Consider the following 16,351-nt stretch of genomic DNA (forward strand, 5'->3'; position numbering starts at 1 on the left):
TTTCCGGCGCAGCACCCGGGAAAGCAGCCCGGCTACGCGCTGGCGCGAACGCGTTTCTCCAGTTCGTCCGCGAAGTCCTGCCAGGTGTCCGCGCAGCGCAGCGCGAGCCTGCGCACCGCTTCCATGCCGTGGTCGGGAACCGCGTCCGTCAGCCGGTTGAGCTCGTCCGACTGAATCGCCTGGAAACTGAGCCACCGCAGCAGGGCCCGGCCGGTTTCGCTGAGCCGCAGCGACGGGTCCTTGGCCAGTTTCTGCCAGTGCAGCAGCGCCTCGGGCTCGGCCGCGACGTCGACGGTTTTCCTCGCCGGCGCTTCGGTCCGCTGCGCGGGCACCGAGACGTTCGGCGTCTCCGCGGGCCGCAATCCCGCCGGGATGGGGTTTTCGCCCCGGTTGAGCCGCAACCGCACGTCCCGTGCCGTGGCCACCGAAATCCCGGATTCCCGCGCGACCGCCCGCAGCGAGGCGTTCGGCTGCGCCGCGATCACCTCGCTGGCGCGCAGCCTGCCCGCGACGCTGTTCAGCGGGCGGACCCTGCCGTCGAGGCCGACCCTGGCGTTCGACTGCTCCTGCCCGGCAGTTGAACTCGACCGGATCACGCTGACCGTTCTCGCGGAGAGACCGGTCCGCGCCGCGATCGCCCGGTCCGACCATTGCGGATACGACGCGATGACGCGCGCCGCCGCGGCTTCCCGGTCGGCGAGCGAAAGCGGCAGGCCGCGCCCGATGTTCGACTCGACGGCGAGCAGGAAAGCCTCTTCCGGCGTACCGTCGAAGAACTTCACTTCGATCGTGTCGAGGTTGCACCGTTTCGCCGCGCACACCCGGTGCATCCCGTCGATCACCCGCATCGTGGGGCGGTGCACCAGGATGGGCGGAAGGATCGCGCTGATCTCGGCGAGCGTGCGGGTGTGCGCGAGGTCCTCTCCGGACAGTCGGGGCGAATCGGCGGGCAGCAGCGCGTCGATCGGCACCAGCACCGTGCCGTTCCTTCGCCCGGCGTCGTCGGAATCGTCGGGCCCGGCGGCCCGGATCCTTCCCGGAGAAGGAAAGTTCGCCTGGTCAAGCACCGGAACACCGCCCCTTTCCCCGCCGGCCGGCGGAACCGGGCCGTCCTGTCTCGGCAACCGAAGGTTTCTTCTTGACATCGAAAAGTAAGGTCATTTCACCGCGCCCCCAGTGACTTCAGTGTGGTTCAACGCCCCAGGCCAACCCGTAATCAGCCGCTATTCGCGGACGCTCGGGCGCCATTGCCGGAAGCGTCGCTTACCGAGCCGCGACGGGTACGAGACCAAAGCTAGCAGCAGCCAATTACAGCCCACTAACAGCTCTGGGCAGGCAGTTTGTCCGCCGGACAAGCTTCGTGACAGCGGTCGGCACACCCGATCCAGGCCATTTTCCCCTCGGTTGCATCTAGATAACGGACACGAAATAGACTATTTTCCGATACCGGCCGCACTGACGTCGGCAAGACGATTTCCCGGGGGCACGCGGATTCCGGCGCGGACTGCTCCCGTCACCGGGACAACGCGTCCAGCCTGCCGCCCACGCGCGGGGTGCTCTCCGCCAGTTTCCTTGCCGCCAGGCGCGCGGCCTCGGTGACCCAAGCCAGTTCCGGATGCTGGTTCACCGCGAGGTGGACGCGCACCCGCTCGACGAACTGCCAGAAGCCGAGGTGCCCGGTGGCGTGCCCGGCCCACCGGACGGCCACCGCGGCGAGCGTCGGCCGTTCGGTTTCCAGCCAGGCGAAGGCGGTCGCGCGATCGGCCACCTCGGGCGCGGGCCCGGCCTCGTCCGGGAGCGGGCGCCCGGTTCGCGGCAGATCCGGATACAGCAGTCCGGTGGCCCGGTCCGCGACCTTCGAGTACCAGTCGAAAAGCCGGTGCCGGTCCCGGCGCAACTGTTCCCCGCGCACCGCCGGAAGCAGCGCGACGTAGTCCGCGAGCAGGTGCGGCACCCGGTAGCGATCGTGCCCGCGGCGCTGCACCAGGCTGACCCCGGCGAGCTCTTCCAGCGTGCGGCCCGCCTGGAACAGGTTCTGGTCCGTGGCCGCGGCGACCGCGGCCTCGGCGATATCCGCGCCGGGCAGCAACGCCAGCAGGTGGAGCACCCGCTTGGCCGCCGGGCCGAGCGAGCGGTAACTGTGCTCGAAGGCGGTGAGCACCGCGGCCTTGTCGTCGTCGCCGACTGACAGGACGCTCACGCGGTTGCCCGCGCGCAGCCGCGCCGCGTACGCCTCGAGGTGCGAGCGCGATTTGCCGACCAGGTTGCTCGCCGCGATCCGCAGCGCCAGCGGGAGATGGCCGCAAAGGTCGGCCAGCTCGCCGATGGTTTCCGCCGGATACCCGGGGTCGTCGCCGAGCGCCGCGCTCAGCAGCCCGGCCGCCTCGCCGGGCGAGGGCACGTCGACCCGGACCCGGACGCCGCCGTTCAGCACGGTCAGCCCGCGCAGTTCGTCGCGGCTCGTGACCACGACCGCGCAGCCGGGGCCGCCGGGAAGCAGCGGGCGGACCTGCTCGGTGTCGGCCGCGTTGTCCAGCACGACCAGCACGCGCCTTCCCGACAGCGCCGACCGGTAGGCGGCGACGAGCTCGTCCTGATCCTCCGGGAGCCCGGCGGCCGGAACCGAGAGGCTGCGCAGGAACCCGGTCAGCGCGGCGGTCGTGCTCAGCGGCGGGTTGGCGGCGTGGCCGCGCAGGTCCACCCAGAGCTGACCGTCGGGATAGGCCGCTCGCAGCTCGTGCGCGACCTGGGTGGCGAGCGCGGTCTTGCCGACGCCGGGCGGGCCGCACACGGTGACGATCGGCACCGAGATCCGATCCGGGGCCGGTTGCAGCAGCTCGCGGAGCCTGCCCGCCTCGGCTTCCCTTCCGAAGAACGAGGACGCCACGGGAGGAAGCTGGCACGGGACGGCAAGCGACGCCGGTTCCGCGATGCGCGGACCGTCCCCGACCACCGCGCGGTAGACCGAGCGCAGCACCGGCCCGGGGTCGATCCCGACCTCCTCGGCCAGCCTGCGGCGCACCTCCCGGTAGGCGACGAGCGCCTCGTCCCGCCGGTCCGAGAGATGCAGGGCGAGCATGAACTGGGCCCAGAACTGCTCGCGCAGCGGATACTCCTGGGTGAGCCGCCGCAGTTCCCCGATGACCTCGTGGTGGCGCCCGCGCTGCAGATTGACGTCCACCCGCTCGGCGGCGGCGCGCAACCGGTCCTCGAGCAGAAGCGGCACCTCGGACGCGTGCAGCGATTCGGACGCGACGTCGGACAGGGCGGGGCCGCGCCATTCCGCGAGCGCGCGGTCGAGCAGGTGCGCCGCACGGTCGAGCGCCCCGGCGGTGCGGGCCGCCTTGGCGCGTTCGGTCAGCCCGCGAAAGCGCAGCAGGTCGAGCCCGTCGTTGTCGACGTCGATCACGTAGCCGCTCGAACTGGTCCGGATCAGCCCAGGCTCGCCGAGCGAACGCCGGACCCGCATGATGAGCACGCGCAACGCCGCGACGGCGCTGCCCGAGGGCCGCTCGCCCCACACGTGCCGGATGAGCGTTTCCACCGACACCTCGCGGTTCGCGGACAGCAGCAGCGACGCCAGCACCGCACGGTGTCTCGCCGAACGAACCTCCACCGCCTCGTCACCCACACGCACCTCAAGCGTCCCCAAGACGCCGAAACGCAGCCGCGAAGTTCGCAAGATCCGGCCCCCAGCCAGGTCGTACCCCCTCGGATGATCACGCTACCCAAGACCGCGCGGGCCCAGCACCTCCATAAGCGTGGCCGGGGACCGGCCGGAGGACACTCCGGGTGATCATCTGAGCGGGCGGCTCGCCCCGGTTATTCGGAATGGGCGGGCGGGTGGTGGGGTGTCGGGGCCAGTGTGGGGAGGGGCTCGTCGGTTACGTGCGTGACCGGCGCGAAATGCGCCGGGTCGGTCCCCGGCGGCTATTCGGAGCGGGTGGGCAGCGCGTGGTGCGGAGCGGGAAACCGGCGCGGCGGCAGGTTTCGGCGGTCACGTGCGGGACCGGCACGAAACGGTCCAGCCCGGTCATTCGGGCCGAGCAGACAGCGGAGCCAGCGCGACGCGGTAACCGGCACGAAATGCCCGGCCCAGTCCGCAGCCGTCCGCCCCGGCTGTTCAGGGCTATTCCGACCGAGCAGACAACGAGGCGCCCCGCACCGGAAGACCGGCACGGCGGTAGATCTCGTCGATCACCCCCATCACCGGCACGAAATGCTCCGGCCCGGTCCGCAATGGCTCGCCGCGCAGGATCGCGGCTGCGAAAGCGTTCAGTTCGCAGGTGTAGGTGCCGGGCAGTTTCGCGGCCTGTTCGCTGGTCTTCTTCCCGCCGGTCTCGAGCACGATGCGGTTGAACGCCTGGGGCGCGATCGGGTTGCGCACCGTCAGCTTGCCCTTCGTGCCCTCGACGCGTCCGGTGAAGGAGAAGACCGGCCAGCCCCACATCACCGTCTTGATCCGGCCGGTCGCGCCGCCGGGGAAACGCAGCCGGGCGTCGGTCGATCGGTCCACGCCTGGCACACGGGTCTTCGCACGGGCGTGGGTCACCTCCGCGGGATCCGCGCCGGCCAGTGCGCGCAGCACCGCTACCGCGTACACCCCGAGGTCCATCAGCGCGCCGCCGCCGAGCGGGTACTGCCACCGGATGTCTTTGCTGTTGGGGACCGGGAAGCACACGCGCGCCGACACGTGCCGGATTTCGCCGATTGTGCCGTCCGCCATGATTTCGGCCACGCGGTCGAACAGGCCGTGGTACAGGGGGTGCATCGCCTCGCAGATCACCCGGCCGGTCTTGGCGGCGACGCCGGCGATCCGCCGGGCTTCGTCCTCGTTGCTGGCGATCGGTTTCTCGCACAGCACGTGCTTCCCGGCCTCCATCGCGCGAATGCTCCACTCCGCGTGCAGCGCGTTGGGAAGCGGGACGTAGACCGCGTCGAGGTCCGGGTCCGCGAGCAGTGCCTCGTAGCTCTCGTGCACCTTGGGGATGCCGAGTCGCGCGGCGCGTTCGCGGGCCCGGGCCGGGTCCCGTGCGGCGATCGCCGCGACGGTGATCTCCGGCGCGCTCTTCGCCGGATCGGTCAGCGCCTGCTTGACCACCCTGGCCGCGCCGAGAACCCCGATTCGCACCCGATCGGTCACGTGCGTTCCTTTCCTCTTCCGCGTCGGCCGGGCCTCGGCTACAGCGAACCGTGCACCACCTGCGCGACCCGGAGCGCGTTGGCGGCGATGGTGAGACTGGGGTTGATCCCCGAACTGGAGGGCAGCATCGAAGCGTCGACCACGTACAGATTGTCCAGCCCCCACGCCCGGTTGTCGGGGTTGAGCACGCTGGTCTTGGGGTCGTCGCCGAAGCGGCAGGTGCCGCATTGGTGGCCGAGCGCGCTGGTGTCCCGCGCCCCCGACAGGTGCACCGGGAAGATCCGCGAACCCGGGTACTTCCCCAGCGTCGTTTTGAGGGTCCGCATGAACCGCTGGTAGCGCTTCAGGTCCGCGGCTCCCGGCCGGTACCGCAGTTCGGCCAGCGGACCGGGTCCCTCGGGACTGCCGGGAGCGGGAAGGACGCGGTTGTGGTGGTACGGCAGGTCCTCGGCGATCGACGCCATGACGACGACGCGGTCCTGCAGCGAAGTCTTCCAGCGCTCCTCCGCCAGCCCGCGCAGCGCGCCGAAGAACTTCCGGCCCGGCCGGGTGGTGTTCATGAGCGTTTCATACGAGAACACCTTGCCCAGCGACTGCAGCGCGCCGAACTTCTCGCCGTCGTGCAGGTAGAAATCGTTGACCCCGATCTCTTTGACCTGCCCGGCGACCGGCTCCTCGGTGCGGACCCGGAAAAGATGCATGTCGAGAAAATGCCGCATCAGGTTGCGGCCGACGAGATCGTTGTCGTTGGCGAGACCGTTCGGCCATTCCTTGGAACTGGAGTTCAGCAGGAGCACCGGCGTCGCGAGCGCGCTGGCCGCGACGATGACGGTTTTCGCCCGGAAACGCAGCGTTTCGCCGTACCGCCGCGCGACGACGCGGTTCACCTTCGTCCGGCTCGCCTCCAGGCGCACGACTCTGGTCCGGTCGAGCAGCACGGCGTCGTGGTCGCGCACCGCGGGCAGGACGCAGACGTTGCCGGCGTGGTTCTTGCACTCCGAATCGCACAGAAACGCTTGGCAGGCCTGGCAATTCGTGCGGTACTCGCAGGCGACGTGCACGTTGTAGGGATGCAGGCCGCGCTCGCCGAGGAACCCGGCCAGCTCCGCGTTCGCGGCGGTCATCGGGCTCGGCGGGAGCAGCGCGTCGGTGTCGTCGCCCGGCCGGAGCGGATCCGCGGTGCCGCGCACCCGGTAGAGCTGCTCCGCTTTTCCGTACCAGGGAGCCATTTCGTCGTATTTCACCGGCCAGGACTCCGGCACGGTCGAGTCGCCGACGTCGGCGAAGTTGCCGCGCGGCTGGAAGTCCTCGCGGAAGAACCGTTCGGTGATCATGCCGTAGAGCGCCGAGGACCCGCCTGCGCCGGAACCGACGTACGGCCGGAACTTCTTCGGCTTGTCCGGACGCGTGGCGTCGAGGTACCAGTCGGTGTTCCGCCCGCTGCGGGCGAGCCGGTCCTCGTACTCGGCGTCGGTCAGGTCGGCGAGGTCGAAGGTTTCTTCCGGATAGGCGCCGGAAATCATCCGCGCGGAATCGGTGATTCCCTTTTCAAGGAAAAGCACGCGACGGCCGAGCCGGGCCAGTTCGTACCCGATGGTCCCGCCGCCCATGCCGGTTCCGACGACGATGACGTCCCACAAGACCGTCTCTTCCAGCGTCGGACTGGTCATGCGGACCCCCGTGGCTCTGCTTTCGCTCCGGCTTCGGCGACGATATCCCCGCGCGGATCCGCTGTCCACGAGCTTCGCCGCGACCGCCCGAACATGCTAATAAAGTCGGGGCATCCGCTGCGCCGAGCGCACGTCCGGAGAAGGGAATCGGAAAAATGGACGACATGGACACCTGGCTGGGCGCCACCGAACGCGAGACCGGCCAGCGGGAAATCGGCGGACAGGCCGGTTGCAGCGTGCGGATCCGGCGGAGTTTTCCCGCACCGGTGGGCGAAGTCTGGTCCGCGTGCACCACGCGGTCGCGGATCGACACGTGGTTCCTCCCGGTCACCGGCGAACTGCGGGTCGGCGGGACGTACCAATTGGAAAGCTATGCCGAGGGCGAGATCATCCGGTGCGAGAAGCCCGGATTTCTTTCGGTGACGATGGCCATCCAGGGCGCGCCGGGCGAGGCGCAATTGCGGTTGCGGGAGAATGGCGAGGAGACCGTTCTCGAATTCGAGCACACAATGGCCGCCGACGCCGCGTTGTGGAGCGCAATCGCACCGGAAATCGGGTCGGCCTGGGAAGTGGCGCTGAAATATCTGGAACGGCACCTGCGGGGCGAGCAGATCGACAAGTCCACCTTCCCCACCGCGGCGGACGACGAGCTGGGGAGTCGGTGCAAGAAGGAGTGGACGGCCGTCGTTTCCGGCTAGCCCGGGAGCGGGCCGGTTCCGGGCGATCAACTGCGGTTAATGCGGCAGTCGAACGCGCGAAGCCCGCACGACGCGCGAACGGCGGCCGGAAGCATCGCTTCCGGCCGCCGTCATTGTGGCCTAGTTCCCCGGCGATCGACTGAGGTCCGGGCAGCAGTCGAACACGCGGGCACCGCACGGCGGCCGGAAGCGAACCTCCCGGCCGCCGTTCCTCAGGCCTCCGCGGTGAGCAGCAGCGGCAGCTTCTGCGCGCCGGTCAGGTTGGGGATCGTCAGGTACGCCGGCGGGTCGTCCGGGTCGCAGCGCAGGTCCGGGAACCGGTCGAGCAGCAGGTTCATCGCGATGCGGCCCTCCAGCCGGGCCAGCGGCGCGCCGATGCAGAAGTGGATGCCCCTGCCGAACGCGAGATGCGGGTTCGGATCGCGCCGGATGTCGTAGACGTGCGGGTCGGCGAACTGGCGTTCGTCGCGGTTGGCGGCGCCGAGGACGAGCGCGACCAGCTGATCGGCCGGGATCTTCGTGCCCGCCACGTCGGCCTCGGTCTGGGTGACCCGGGAGATCGACGCGAACGGGCTGTACATCCGCAGCGCCTCCTCGATCGCCGAGGGCACGAGCGAACGGTCGTCGCGCACCTCTTTGCGCTGCTGCGGGTACTGGTCGAGGCAGAGGATCATGTTGCCGAGCAACGCCGACGTGGTGACGTGGCCCGCGAGCAGGAACAGCGCCGCGAAGTTGGTGACCTCCTGGTCGGTCAGCCGCTCGCCGTCCACCTCCGCCTCGACGAGCCGGGTCAGCAGGTCGTCGCGCGGCGCGGTCCGGCGGGATTTCGCGTGTTCGGCGATGAAGGAATTGAGGTTCTGGATGTTCTCGATCGCCCGCGAGAACTCCTTGTCGTATTCCTCGCTGCGCTCGTTCAGCGACATGTCCATGGTGCCGCTGAGCATCGCGTCGACCCAGCCGCGGAAGGTTTCCCGCTCTTCGGCCGGGATTCCGAGCAGGTCGGCGATGACGATGACCGGGAGCGGATAGGCGAAATCGGCGACGAGGTCCATCCGGCCGCCCTCGACCTGGTCCAGCAATTCCTCCGAGATCCGCTGGATGGCCGATTCCATGTCGCTCACCACGCGCGGCGTGAACGCCTTGCTGACGATCTTGCGCAGTTTGGTGTGCCGCGGCGGGTCGAGCGTGGTGAGCCCGCCTTCGGTGAACTCCGCCAGCTCCGGCACGACCCGCGAGATACCGGAGGAGAAGGTGTCCGTGTCCGCCATGATCCGCAGCGTCTCTTCGTAGCCATAGACGCTCCAGATGCCGGTTCGTTCGTCGAAGGCGACCCGCTCCTTCGGTGCTTCGCCACGCATCCAAAAGTGTCGCAGAGGCGTGGTTCCGTATTCGGCGTCAGTGCTCACGCAGGACTCCTTTCAACGTTTTTCAAAACCTTACGCCGCGTCGGGCGAATGCTCGTCATTGTTCGACAGCACTGCGGAACACAGCCATTCTTCGACCACTTGGGCGGTCGCACCGGCGAATTCGTCCATCATCGACCAGTGGTCGCCGGGCGCGTCGGCCGCGGTGTGCTCGAGTTCCCACGAGGTGCGCAAGGCCTCGGTCTCCGCTTCGGTTTCGCCGGGCACCGGCGGGGTCAGCGCGCGGACGAACAACGTGGGCGCGGAAATCTTTTCCGGCCGCCATTCCAGGAAGAGATCGGTGTAGGCGGCCATCGAGGTCAGCTGTACGTGATCGTACTGCCCGGCCTGCTGTTCGCGCTCGAGCTGGTTGTCCGCCCAGACCGAGCGGATCGACCGGACCACCTCGTGCCGGGGCAGGATCGTGTCCACGAGCACGACCGCGGCGGGCCCGTTCCCGATGCTTTCCAGCCTGCTCGCGACGGCCTGGGCGAACCAGCCGCCCGAGGAATGCCCGACCAGCACGACGGGCGCGTCCGACGCGGCCCGCAGCACCGCGTCCGCCTGCGCCTCGACCACGTCGTCGAGAGTGGCGGGCAGCAGTTCCTCCGCGACGAAACCGGGCGAAAGCAGGACGGACACGTCACGCAGCCTCCGGAGCGCGCCGGCGAACCGGGTGTACTGGTACGGGCTTTGCTCGGCCATCGGGGAGGCGAAGCAGACCACGCTCGCCTCGGAGTCCTCTTTGGACAGCCGGACCAGCCTCGGCTCCTCGGCTTCCGGGGACCCGGCGCGGAACACCGGGCGCAGCGCCGCGGCCGCCCGCAGCAGAGCGAAACCCTCGTCGTAGCGGCCGAGTTCGTTGGCCCGCCGGTAGAGGGTGGCGATGGCGTCCGACGAATCCTCCCCGCGCCCGTCTCCCGGCCCGTCCGGCGCACCCGCGACAGCGCCCACCTGCGTCCGCAGATGCCGGGCCAACGCGGTGGGAGTCGGATGGTTGAAGATCAGGCTGGCCGGAAGGGAAACCCCGGTCGCCCAGTTGAGCCGGTTGCGCAGTTCGACCGCGGTCAGCGAATCCAGCCCGAGTTCGGTGAAGGCCCGCTCCGGCTCGACCGCCTCCGTCCCGCGGTGTCCCAGCACCGCGGCGGTGTGCGCGCGCACCACCTCCAGCAGCAAGCTGTGCTGCCCGTCCGGGGACAGGCCGGCGAGCCGGGGCAGCAAGGTTTCCGCGTCGTCGGCGGCGGCCGGTTCCGTCGTGCGTCGGGCCGGGGTGCGGATCAGGCCGCGCAGCAGTGCCGGAACCCGGTCGGCGGCCCCGCGCAGGGCCGCGGTGTCGATCCGGGCAGGCACCACCAGTGCCCGGTCCCCGGCCAGTCCGGCGTCGAACAGCGTCAGCGCCTCCCGGGCGGTGAGCGAGTGGATGCCCTGTGCGGCGATCCGGCCCGCGTCGACCTCGGCGGTGAGTTCGCTGGCCTGTTCCCACAGTCCCCACGCCAGCGAGACCGCCCGGTGCCCCTGCGCCCGGCGGCGCTGGGCCAGTGCGTCCAGGAAAGCGTTGGCGGCGGCGTAGTTTCCCTGTCCGGGGCCGCCCAGCACCCCGGCGAGGGAGGAGAACAAGGCGAACACGCTCAGGTCCTCGTCCCGGGTCAGTTCGTGCAGGTTGACCGCCGCGTCGACCTTCGGCCGGAACACCGCGTCGATCCGCTCGGCCGTCAGCGATTCGATCACGCCGTCGTCGAGGACACCCGCCGCGTGCACCACTCCGGTCAGCGGATGCTCCGCCGGGATCCGGGAAAGCACGCCCGCCAGCGCGTCCCGGTCAGCCGCGTCGCATTCGGCGACCGTCACTTCCGCGCCGAGCTCGCCCAGTTCGGCGACCAGCTCCGCCGCACCGGACGCCGCCGCGCCACGACGGCTGAGCAGCATCAGCTGCCGCACGCCGTGCGCGGACACGAGATGCCGGGCCACCACGCCGCCGAGCGTCCCGGTGCCGCCGGTGACCAGCACCGTGCCGTCCGGGGCGAAACCCGGCACCCCGCCTTGCCCGAGGACGCGGTCCGGGTCGGCCGGGGCCCGCCGCAGCCGCGGCACGCGCACGACGCCGTCCCGGACCGCCAGTTGCGGTTCGTCCAGTTCCAACGCGGCGGGCAACTGACCGAAGGACGCCGCCTCGCCGTCGACATCCACCAGCACCAGCCGTCCCGGATGTTCCGACTGCGCCGACCGCACCAGCCCCCACACCGCGGCGCCGGCCAGGTCGCTGACGCCCTCGCCCGCCTTCGCGGCGACCGCGTTCTTGGTGACCACGACCAGCCGCATCCCGTCGAACCGCGAGTCCGCCACCCAGTTCTGCACCAGGCTCAGCACGTCCGCGGCGGCGGCGTGGGTCGCCGCGACCAGGTCGCCGCTGAGCAGGTCGGACGGGGCGATGCCGACGAGCGCCAGCTCCGGGACGTCCATGCCCTCGGCGAGCGCGGTCAGGTCGCGGCAGCGGATCAGCTCCACATCGTCCACTTCGGACAGTGGGGGCAGCAGGCCCGCGCTCTCGCCCACCACGGCCCATCGGAGGAAACCGGTCTCCGGCTCGGAAACCGCGGACTCGACCCAGTCGACCCGGAACAACGCGTCGTCCTCGACCGGCCGCGCCGCCCGCAACTGGTCCGCCGACACCGAGCGCGTCACCAGCTCCCCGACCGCACCGACCGGGATCCCGGTTCCGTCGGCGAGTTCGATCGACACCCCGCCGGACTCAGCGGGAGACAGCCGCGCGCGCAGCACCGAAGCACCGGGCGACGGCATCGACACCCTGGTCCACGCGAACGGCAGCCGGGCCCGCGGGGCCTCGCCCGGGTCGTCCACGAAATCGCCCACGACGATCCCGTGCAGGGCCGCGTCCAGCAAGGCCGGATGTGCGCGGAATCCTGCGGCGCTGGTTCCGGCGGGCAGCCGCACTTCGGCGAAGACGTCGCCGTCGCGCCGCCAGACCCCGGCCAGTCCTCGGAACACCGGACCGTAGTCGAGTCCGAGCCCGCTCAGCCGGTCGTACACCTCGGTCACCGGCACCGCTTCGGCTCCGGCAGGCGGCCAGGCGGCGAGTTCGGCAGCGGGAACGGGCGCGCCCTGGGCGAGAACTCCGGTGGCGTGCCGGGTCCACGTTTCTTCGGGAGTGCCGTCGGGCCGCGTGTAGATGCTCAGCGGCCGCTTCCCCGAATCGCCAGCGCCGCCGACCAGCACCTGCACGTGGACGCCGCCCTGTTCCGGCAGCACCAGCGGCGCTTCCAGGGTCAGTTCCTCCAGCAGGTCGCAGCCGACCTGCTCGGCGGCCTGGAGCGCGAGTTCGACGAAACCGGTGCCGGGGAAGAGCACCGAGCCCAGCACCGCGTGGTCGGCGAGCCACGGCTGAGTTTCCGTCGAGAGGTGCCCGGTGAACAGCGTCCCGTCCAGTTCCGGCAACCCGGTCGCCGCGCCGAGCAACGGATGCCCGGCCGCGCTCAGGCCCAAGCTCCGCACGTCGCCGCGCGCCGCGACCGGCTCCAGCCAATAGCGCTCTCGCTGGAACGGATAAGTCGGCAAATCCACCTTGCGGGCCCCGGTTCCGGCGAAGAAGACGTCCCAGTCGACCGCACCGCCCCGGGCGAAGACCTCGCCCAGCGACACGACGAACCGGTCCAAGCCGCCGTCGTCGCGGCGCAGCGTGCCGACCGCCGCCGCGGCCGTGTCCGATTCGTCGATCGTGTCCTGCAGCCCGGGAACCAGCACGGGATGCGGGCTGACCTCCACGAACACCCGGTGCCCGTCGGCCAGCAACCGCCGGGTCGCCTGCTCGAACTCCACGGTCTGGCGGAGGTTGCGATACCAGTACTCCGCGTCCAGGGTCGCGGTGTCGAGCAGTTCCCCAGTCACCGCGGAGTAGAACGGCACCTGTCCGGACACCGGCGACACCGGGGCCAGCACGTCGCGCAGTTCGTCGCGGATCTGCTCCACGTGCGCCGAATGCGAGGCATAGTCGACCGGAACCTTCCGCGCCCGGACACCGTCCCGCTCACACGCCGCGATCAATTCGTCCAACGCGTCCGGGTCGCCCGAGACGACCACCGAGCCCGGACCGTTCACCGCCGCGACAGAAACTCGCAGACCGAGCCGTTCCCGCAATTTCTCCACCGGCTCGGCAACCGAAACCATCCCGCCCTTGCCGGACAGCACCGTCAACGCCTTGCTCCGCAAAGCCACCACCCGGGCACCGTCCTGCAACGACAACCCACCAGCCACGACCGCAGCCGCGATCTCGCCCTGACTGTGGCCAACGACCGCAGCCGGACGCACACCATTCGCCCGCCACACCTCAGCCAGCGACACCATCACAGCCCACAACACCGGCTGCACCACGTCGAGCTGCCCCAACGCAGACTCGTCCCGCAACACGTCCAGCAACGACCAGTCCACAAAAGACTCCAACGCCGCCGCACACTCCGCGAGACGCGCCGCGAACACCGGACTCGACTCCAGCAACCCCAGAGCCATCCCCGCCCACTGCGAACCCTGACCCGGGAACACGAACACCACATCCCCGGAGCCCACCGCCGAAGCCGGCGGCAACTCGCCGTCGGCCACCGCGTCCGCTCCGCGCAGCAATTCGTCCCGATCGCGGCCCGCCACCGCGATCCGGCGCGTCAGCCCGGCCCGGGCGGTCGCCAGCGAATACGCCACGTCCAGCGCGGCCAGCCCGGCGGCGGCCCGCACCCGCGCGCCCAGCGACCGGGCCTGTTCGCGCAGCGCTTCGGCGCTCTCCGCCGAGAACACCCACGGCAGTACGTCCAGCGCGCGGCTCGGTTCCTCCGCCGCGATCGGCTCGTCCGGTGCTTGCTCCACGATCACGTGCGCGTTGGTGCCGCTGATCCCGAACGACGACACTCCGGCCCGGCGCGGGCGGTCCGTCTCCGGCCACTCCCGGGCCTCCGCCAGCAACTCGACCGCACCCGCTGACCAGTCCACATGCGACGAAGGCGCATCAATGTGCAGGCTCTTCGGCAAAATCCCGTGCCGCATCGCCAGCACCATCTTCATCACCCCGGCCACACCCGCGGCCGCTTGGGTGTGCCCGATGTTGGATTTGACCGAGCCCAGCCACAGCGGCTGTTCGCGGTCCTTCCCATAGGTCGCCAGAAGAGCCTGCGCCTCGATCGGATCGCCCAAAGTCGTCCCGGTGCCGTGCGCCTCCACCGCGTCCACCTCGGACGGTTCCAGCCCGGCATTCGCCAGCGCCGCCCGGATCACCCGCTGCTGCGACGGACCATTCGGCGCCGTCAGCCCATTCGAGGCACCATCCTGATTCACCGCGGAACCCCGCACCACCGCCAGCACCGGATGCCCATTTCGCTGCGCGTCCGACAACCGCTCCAGCAGCAGCACGCCCAGTCCCTCGGAGAAACCGGAACCGTCGGCCGCCTCGGCGAACGGCTTGCACCGGCCGTTCGGGGCGAGTCCGCCCTGCCGGGCAAAGTCGACGAAGATCGCCGGGGTGGCCATCATCGTCACCCCGCCGGCCAGCGCGAGCGAGCTTTCCCCGGACCGCAAAGACTGCACCGCGAGATGCAACGCCACCAATGACGAGGAACAAGCCGTGTCCACCGTCACGGCGGGACCCTCGAACCCGAACACGTACGACACCCGGCCCGAGACGACGCTCCCCGCGCTGCCGTTGCCCAGATAGACCTCGACGCCTTCGGGAACGGCGGTCGATCGGGAGCCGTACTCGTGGTACATCACGCCCGCGAACACCCCGGTCGCGCTGCCCCGCAACGACCGCGGGTCGATCCCGGCGCGTTCGATGGCCTCCCACGACGACTCCAGCAACAGCCGCTGCTGCGGATCCATCGCGAGCGCCTCGCGCGGGCTGATCCCGAAGAACCCGGCGTCGAACTCGAGCCCGTCGTAGAGAAAGCCGCCGGCGTCGGCGTACTCGGGACCCGATTCGGGCCGCTCGACGCTCCAGCCGCGGTCGTCCGGATACCCGGAAATCGCGTCGGCGCCGTTGCCGACCAGCTCCCAGAAGTCCTCCGGGGACGCGACCCCGCCCGGAAAGCGGCAGCCCATCGAGACGATCGCGACGGGTTCCGGTTCCTCGGCCTCCTGAAGCCGCTTGCGCGTCTGCCGCAGCTCGGTCGTCACCAGCTTCAGGTACTCCCGGAGCTTGCCCTCGTCCGCCATGCCCATCTTCCCGTCGAAGTCGTGGTCGAGCGCGGGGCGCTCAAGCCTCAAGGAGTGCGGTGGCCCGGATCATCCGGCCAGCGCGACGATTTTCGGGACCACCTCGGTGGCCGCGGGCAAGGCGCGCACCTCGGCCGCGACCTCCTCGGCGGCGGCGCGCATCGCGGTGTCGGCCAGCAGTTCCCGCACCTGCCCCGCGTCGAGTTCGCCGGGGCGCACCACTGTGCCGAGGCCGCGTTTGTTCACCGCGCCCGCGTTGAGGAACTGGTCGTCGCTCTGCGGCAGCACGATCTGCGGCAGTCCCGCGTCGATCACCGTCAGCGTGGTGCCCGCGCCGCCGTGGTGGATCACCGCGTCCGAGGTGGCCAGCAGCGCGTTCAGCGGCACCCACTTGACGAGCCGGATGTTCTTGGGCAGCCCGCGCAGTTCGCTCGGGTTGACGCTGCCGATCGTGAGGACGAACTCGGCGTCGATCTCCCCCGCGCCCTCGACGAACTGGCGCAGCGCGCCGCTGCCGAGCATCTGCGGGATGACCGAGCCGAGGGTGACCGTGACCCGCGGTTTCTTCGGCGGCGTGTACAGCCATTCCGGCATCAGCGCGCCGCCGTTGTACGGCAGGAACCGCATCGGCCAGCCGTGCGAGTAGCTGGAGCGCATGCTCGGCGGCGCCACGTCGATCGAGGCCGACGGGGAACCGGGGGGCACGCCGAAGCGCTCGAATTCCTGGCCCATCCGCTCGTACACCGACCGGCTCATGTCGATCGGCATGCCGAAGTTGATCCCGTGCAGCACCGACGGGATGCCGAGCTTCGCGGCCACCAGCGGGCCCGCGCCGTCCATCGGGGTGTGCACGACCAGGTCCGGCCGCCACTTCTGCGCCAGTTTCATGGTGCCGTGCACCAGTGCTTTGCTGCATTCGGCGAACAGCCGGATGGAGAACTCCGCGGCCACCGAGGGGTCCTGGAGGTTGGGCACCAGGTCGGCGGAATCGCGCAGCACCTTGCCGAACACCCCGGTGAAGTCGAGGTCGGGCGCGGCGTCGACGACGCGCAGGCCTGCTTTGGCCGGGGTCTCGTCGTACCCCTGGTAGTGCCCGGTCGCCAGCAGGACCTCGTGCCCGGCCAGCTGGAACGCCCACGCGGTCGGCACGGTGGGGAACGTGTGTCCCACGCCGGGCGACGTCACGAACAGAACGCGCATGATGAAGTCCTCCCTTGCGGATACGCCGCT

Annotated in this window: 8 protein-coding genes; 1 reads left to right on the forward strand and 7 read right to left on the reverse strand. The window is 70.3% G+C overall.

Going from position 1 to position 16,351, the window contains the following annotated elements; translation table 11 throughout:
• Positions 1–32: 32 nt before the first annotated feature.
• The 4 genes from L3Q65_RS27825 to L3Q65_RS27840 all read right to left on the reverse strand — a co-directional run bounded on the left by L3Q65_RS27825 (position 33) and on the right by L3Q65_RS27840 (position 6,813).
• Positions 33–977, reverse strand: a complete 945-nt coding sequence (locus tag L3Q65_RS27825) for a ParB N-terminal domain-containing protein (RefSeq protein WP_237597063.1) — start codon at positions 975–977, stop codon at positions 33–35.
• 536 nt (positions 978–1,513) lie between these two features.
• On the reverse strand, positions 1,514–3,637 hold the full coding sequence (locus L3Q65_RS27830) for an AfsR/SARP family transcriptional regulator (RefSeq protein WP_237597064.1): 2,124 nt from the start codon (positions 3,635–3,637) through the stop codon (positions 1,514–1,516).
• 492 nt (positions 3,638–4,129) lie between these two features.
• On the reverse strand, positions 4,130–5,143 hold the full coding sequence (locus L3Q65_RS27835; RefSeq protein WP_237597065.1) for a Gfo/Idh/MocA family protein: 1,014 nt from the start codon (positions 5,141–5,143) through the stop codon (positions 4,130–4,132).
• A gap of 38 nt (positions 5,144–5,181) precedes the next feature.
• Positions 5,182–6,813 carry a GMC oxidoreductase gene (locus tag L3Q65_RS27840; protein WP_182890934.1) on the reverse strand — a complete coding sequence of 544 codons (1,632 nt, stop codon included), beginning with the start codon at positions 6,811–6,813 and terminating at the stop codon, positions 5,182–5,184.
• 155 nt (positions 6,814–6,968) lie between these two features.
• Here L3Q65_RS27840 and L3Q65_RS27845 point away from each other — a divergent pair, with 155 nt between their 5' ends.
• Positions 6,969–7,511 carry an SRPBCC domain-containing protein gene (locus L3Q65_RS27845; RefSeq protein ID WP_237597066.1) on the forward strand — a complete coding sequence of 181 codons (543 nt, stop codon included), beginning with the start codon at positions 6,969–6,971 and terminating at the stop codon, positions 7,509–7,511.
• 212 nt (positions 7,512–7,723) lie between these two features.
• On the opposite strand, the gene L3Q65_RS27850 is transcribed toward L3Q65_RS27845, so the two are convergent.
• The 3 genes from L3Q65_RS27850 to L3Q65_RS27860 are packed head-to-tail and all read right to left on the reverse strand — an operon-like array spanning position 7,724 to position 16,321.
• The gene (locus L3Q65_RS27850; protein ID WP_370648125.1) at positions 7,724–8,917 is read right to left on the reverse strand and encodes a cytochrome P450; all 1,194 of its coding nucleotides are present in this window, start codon (positions 8,915–8,917) and stop codon (positions 7,724–7,726) included.
• 30 nt (positions 8,918–8,947) lie between these two features.
• A complete protein-coding gene (locus L3Q65_RS27855) occupies positions 8,948–15,172 on the reverse strand; it encodes a type I polyketide synthase (RefSeq protein ID WP_370648126.1) in 6,225 nt (2,074 codons plus the stop codon).
• An 18-nt stretch (positions 15,173–15,190) separates the two neighbouring features.
• Positions 15,191–16,321 carry a glycosyltransferase gene (locus L3Q65_RS27860; RefSeq protein WP_182896920.1) on the reverse strand — a complete coding sequence of 377 codons (1,131 nt, stop codon included), beginning with the start codon at positions 16,319–16,321 and terminating at the stop codon, positions 15,191–15,193.
• Positions 16,322–16,351: the final 30 nt, after the last annotated feature.

The sequence above is a fragment of the Amycolatopsis sp. FU40 genome (assembly GCF_021903635.1).
Taxonomy (GTDB): Bacteria; Actinomycetota; Actinomycetes; order Mycobacteriales; family Pseudonocardiaceae; genus Amycolatopsis; species Amycolatopsis dendrobii.

What these genes read in the sequence shown, in the direction of transcription:
- L3Q65_RS27840 (WP_182890934.1), bottom strand. Translation starts at nt 6,813, where the DNA reads ATGACCAGTCCGACGCTGGAAGAGACGGTCTTGTGGGACGTCATCGTC.
- L3Q65_RS27845 (WP_237597066.1), top strand. Translation starts at nt 6,969, where the DNA reads ATGGACGACATGGACACCTGGCTGGGCGCCACCGAACGCGAGACCGGC.
- L3Q65_RS27860 (WP_182896920.1), bottom strand. Translation starts at nt 16,321, where the DNA reads ATGCGCGTTCTGTTCGTGACGTCGCCCGGCGTGGGACACACGTTCCCC.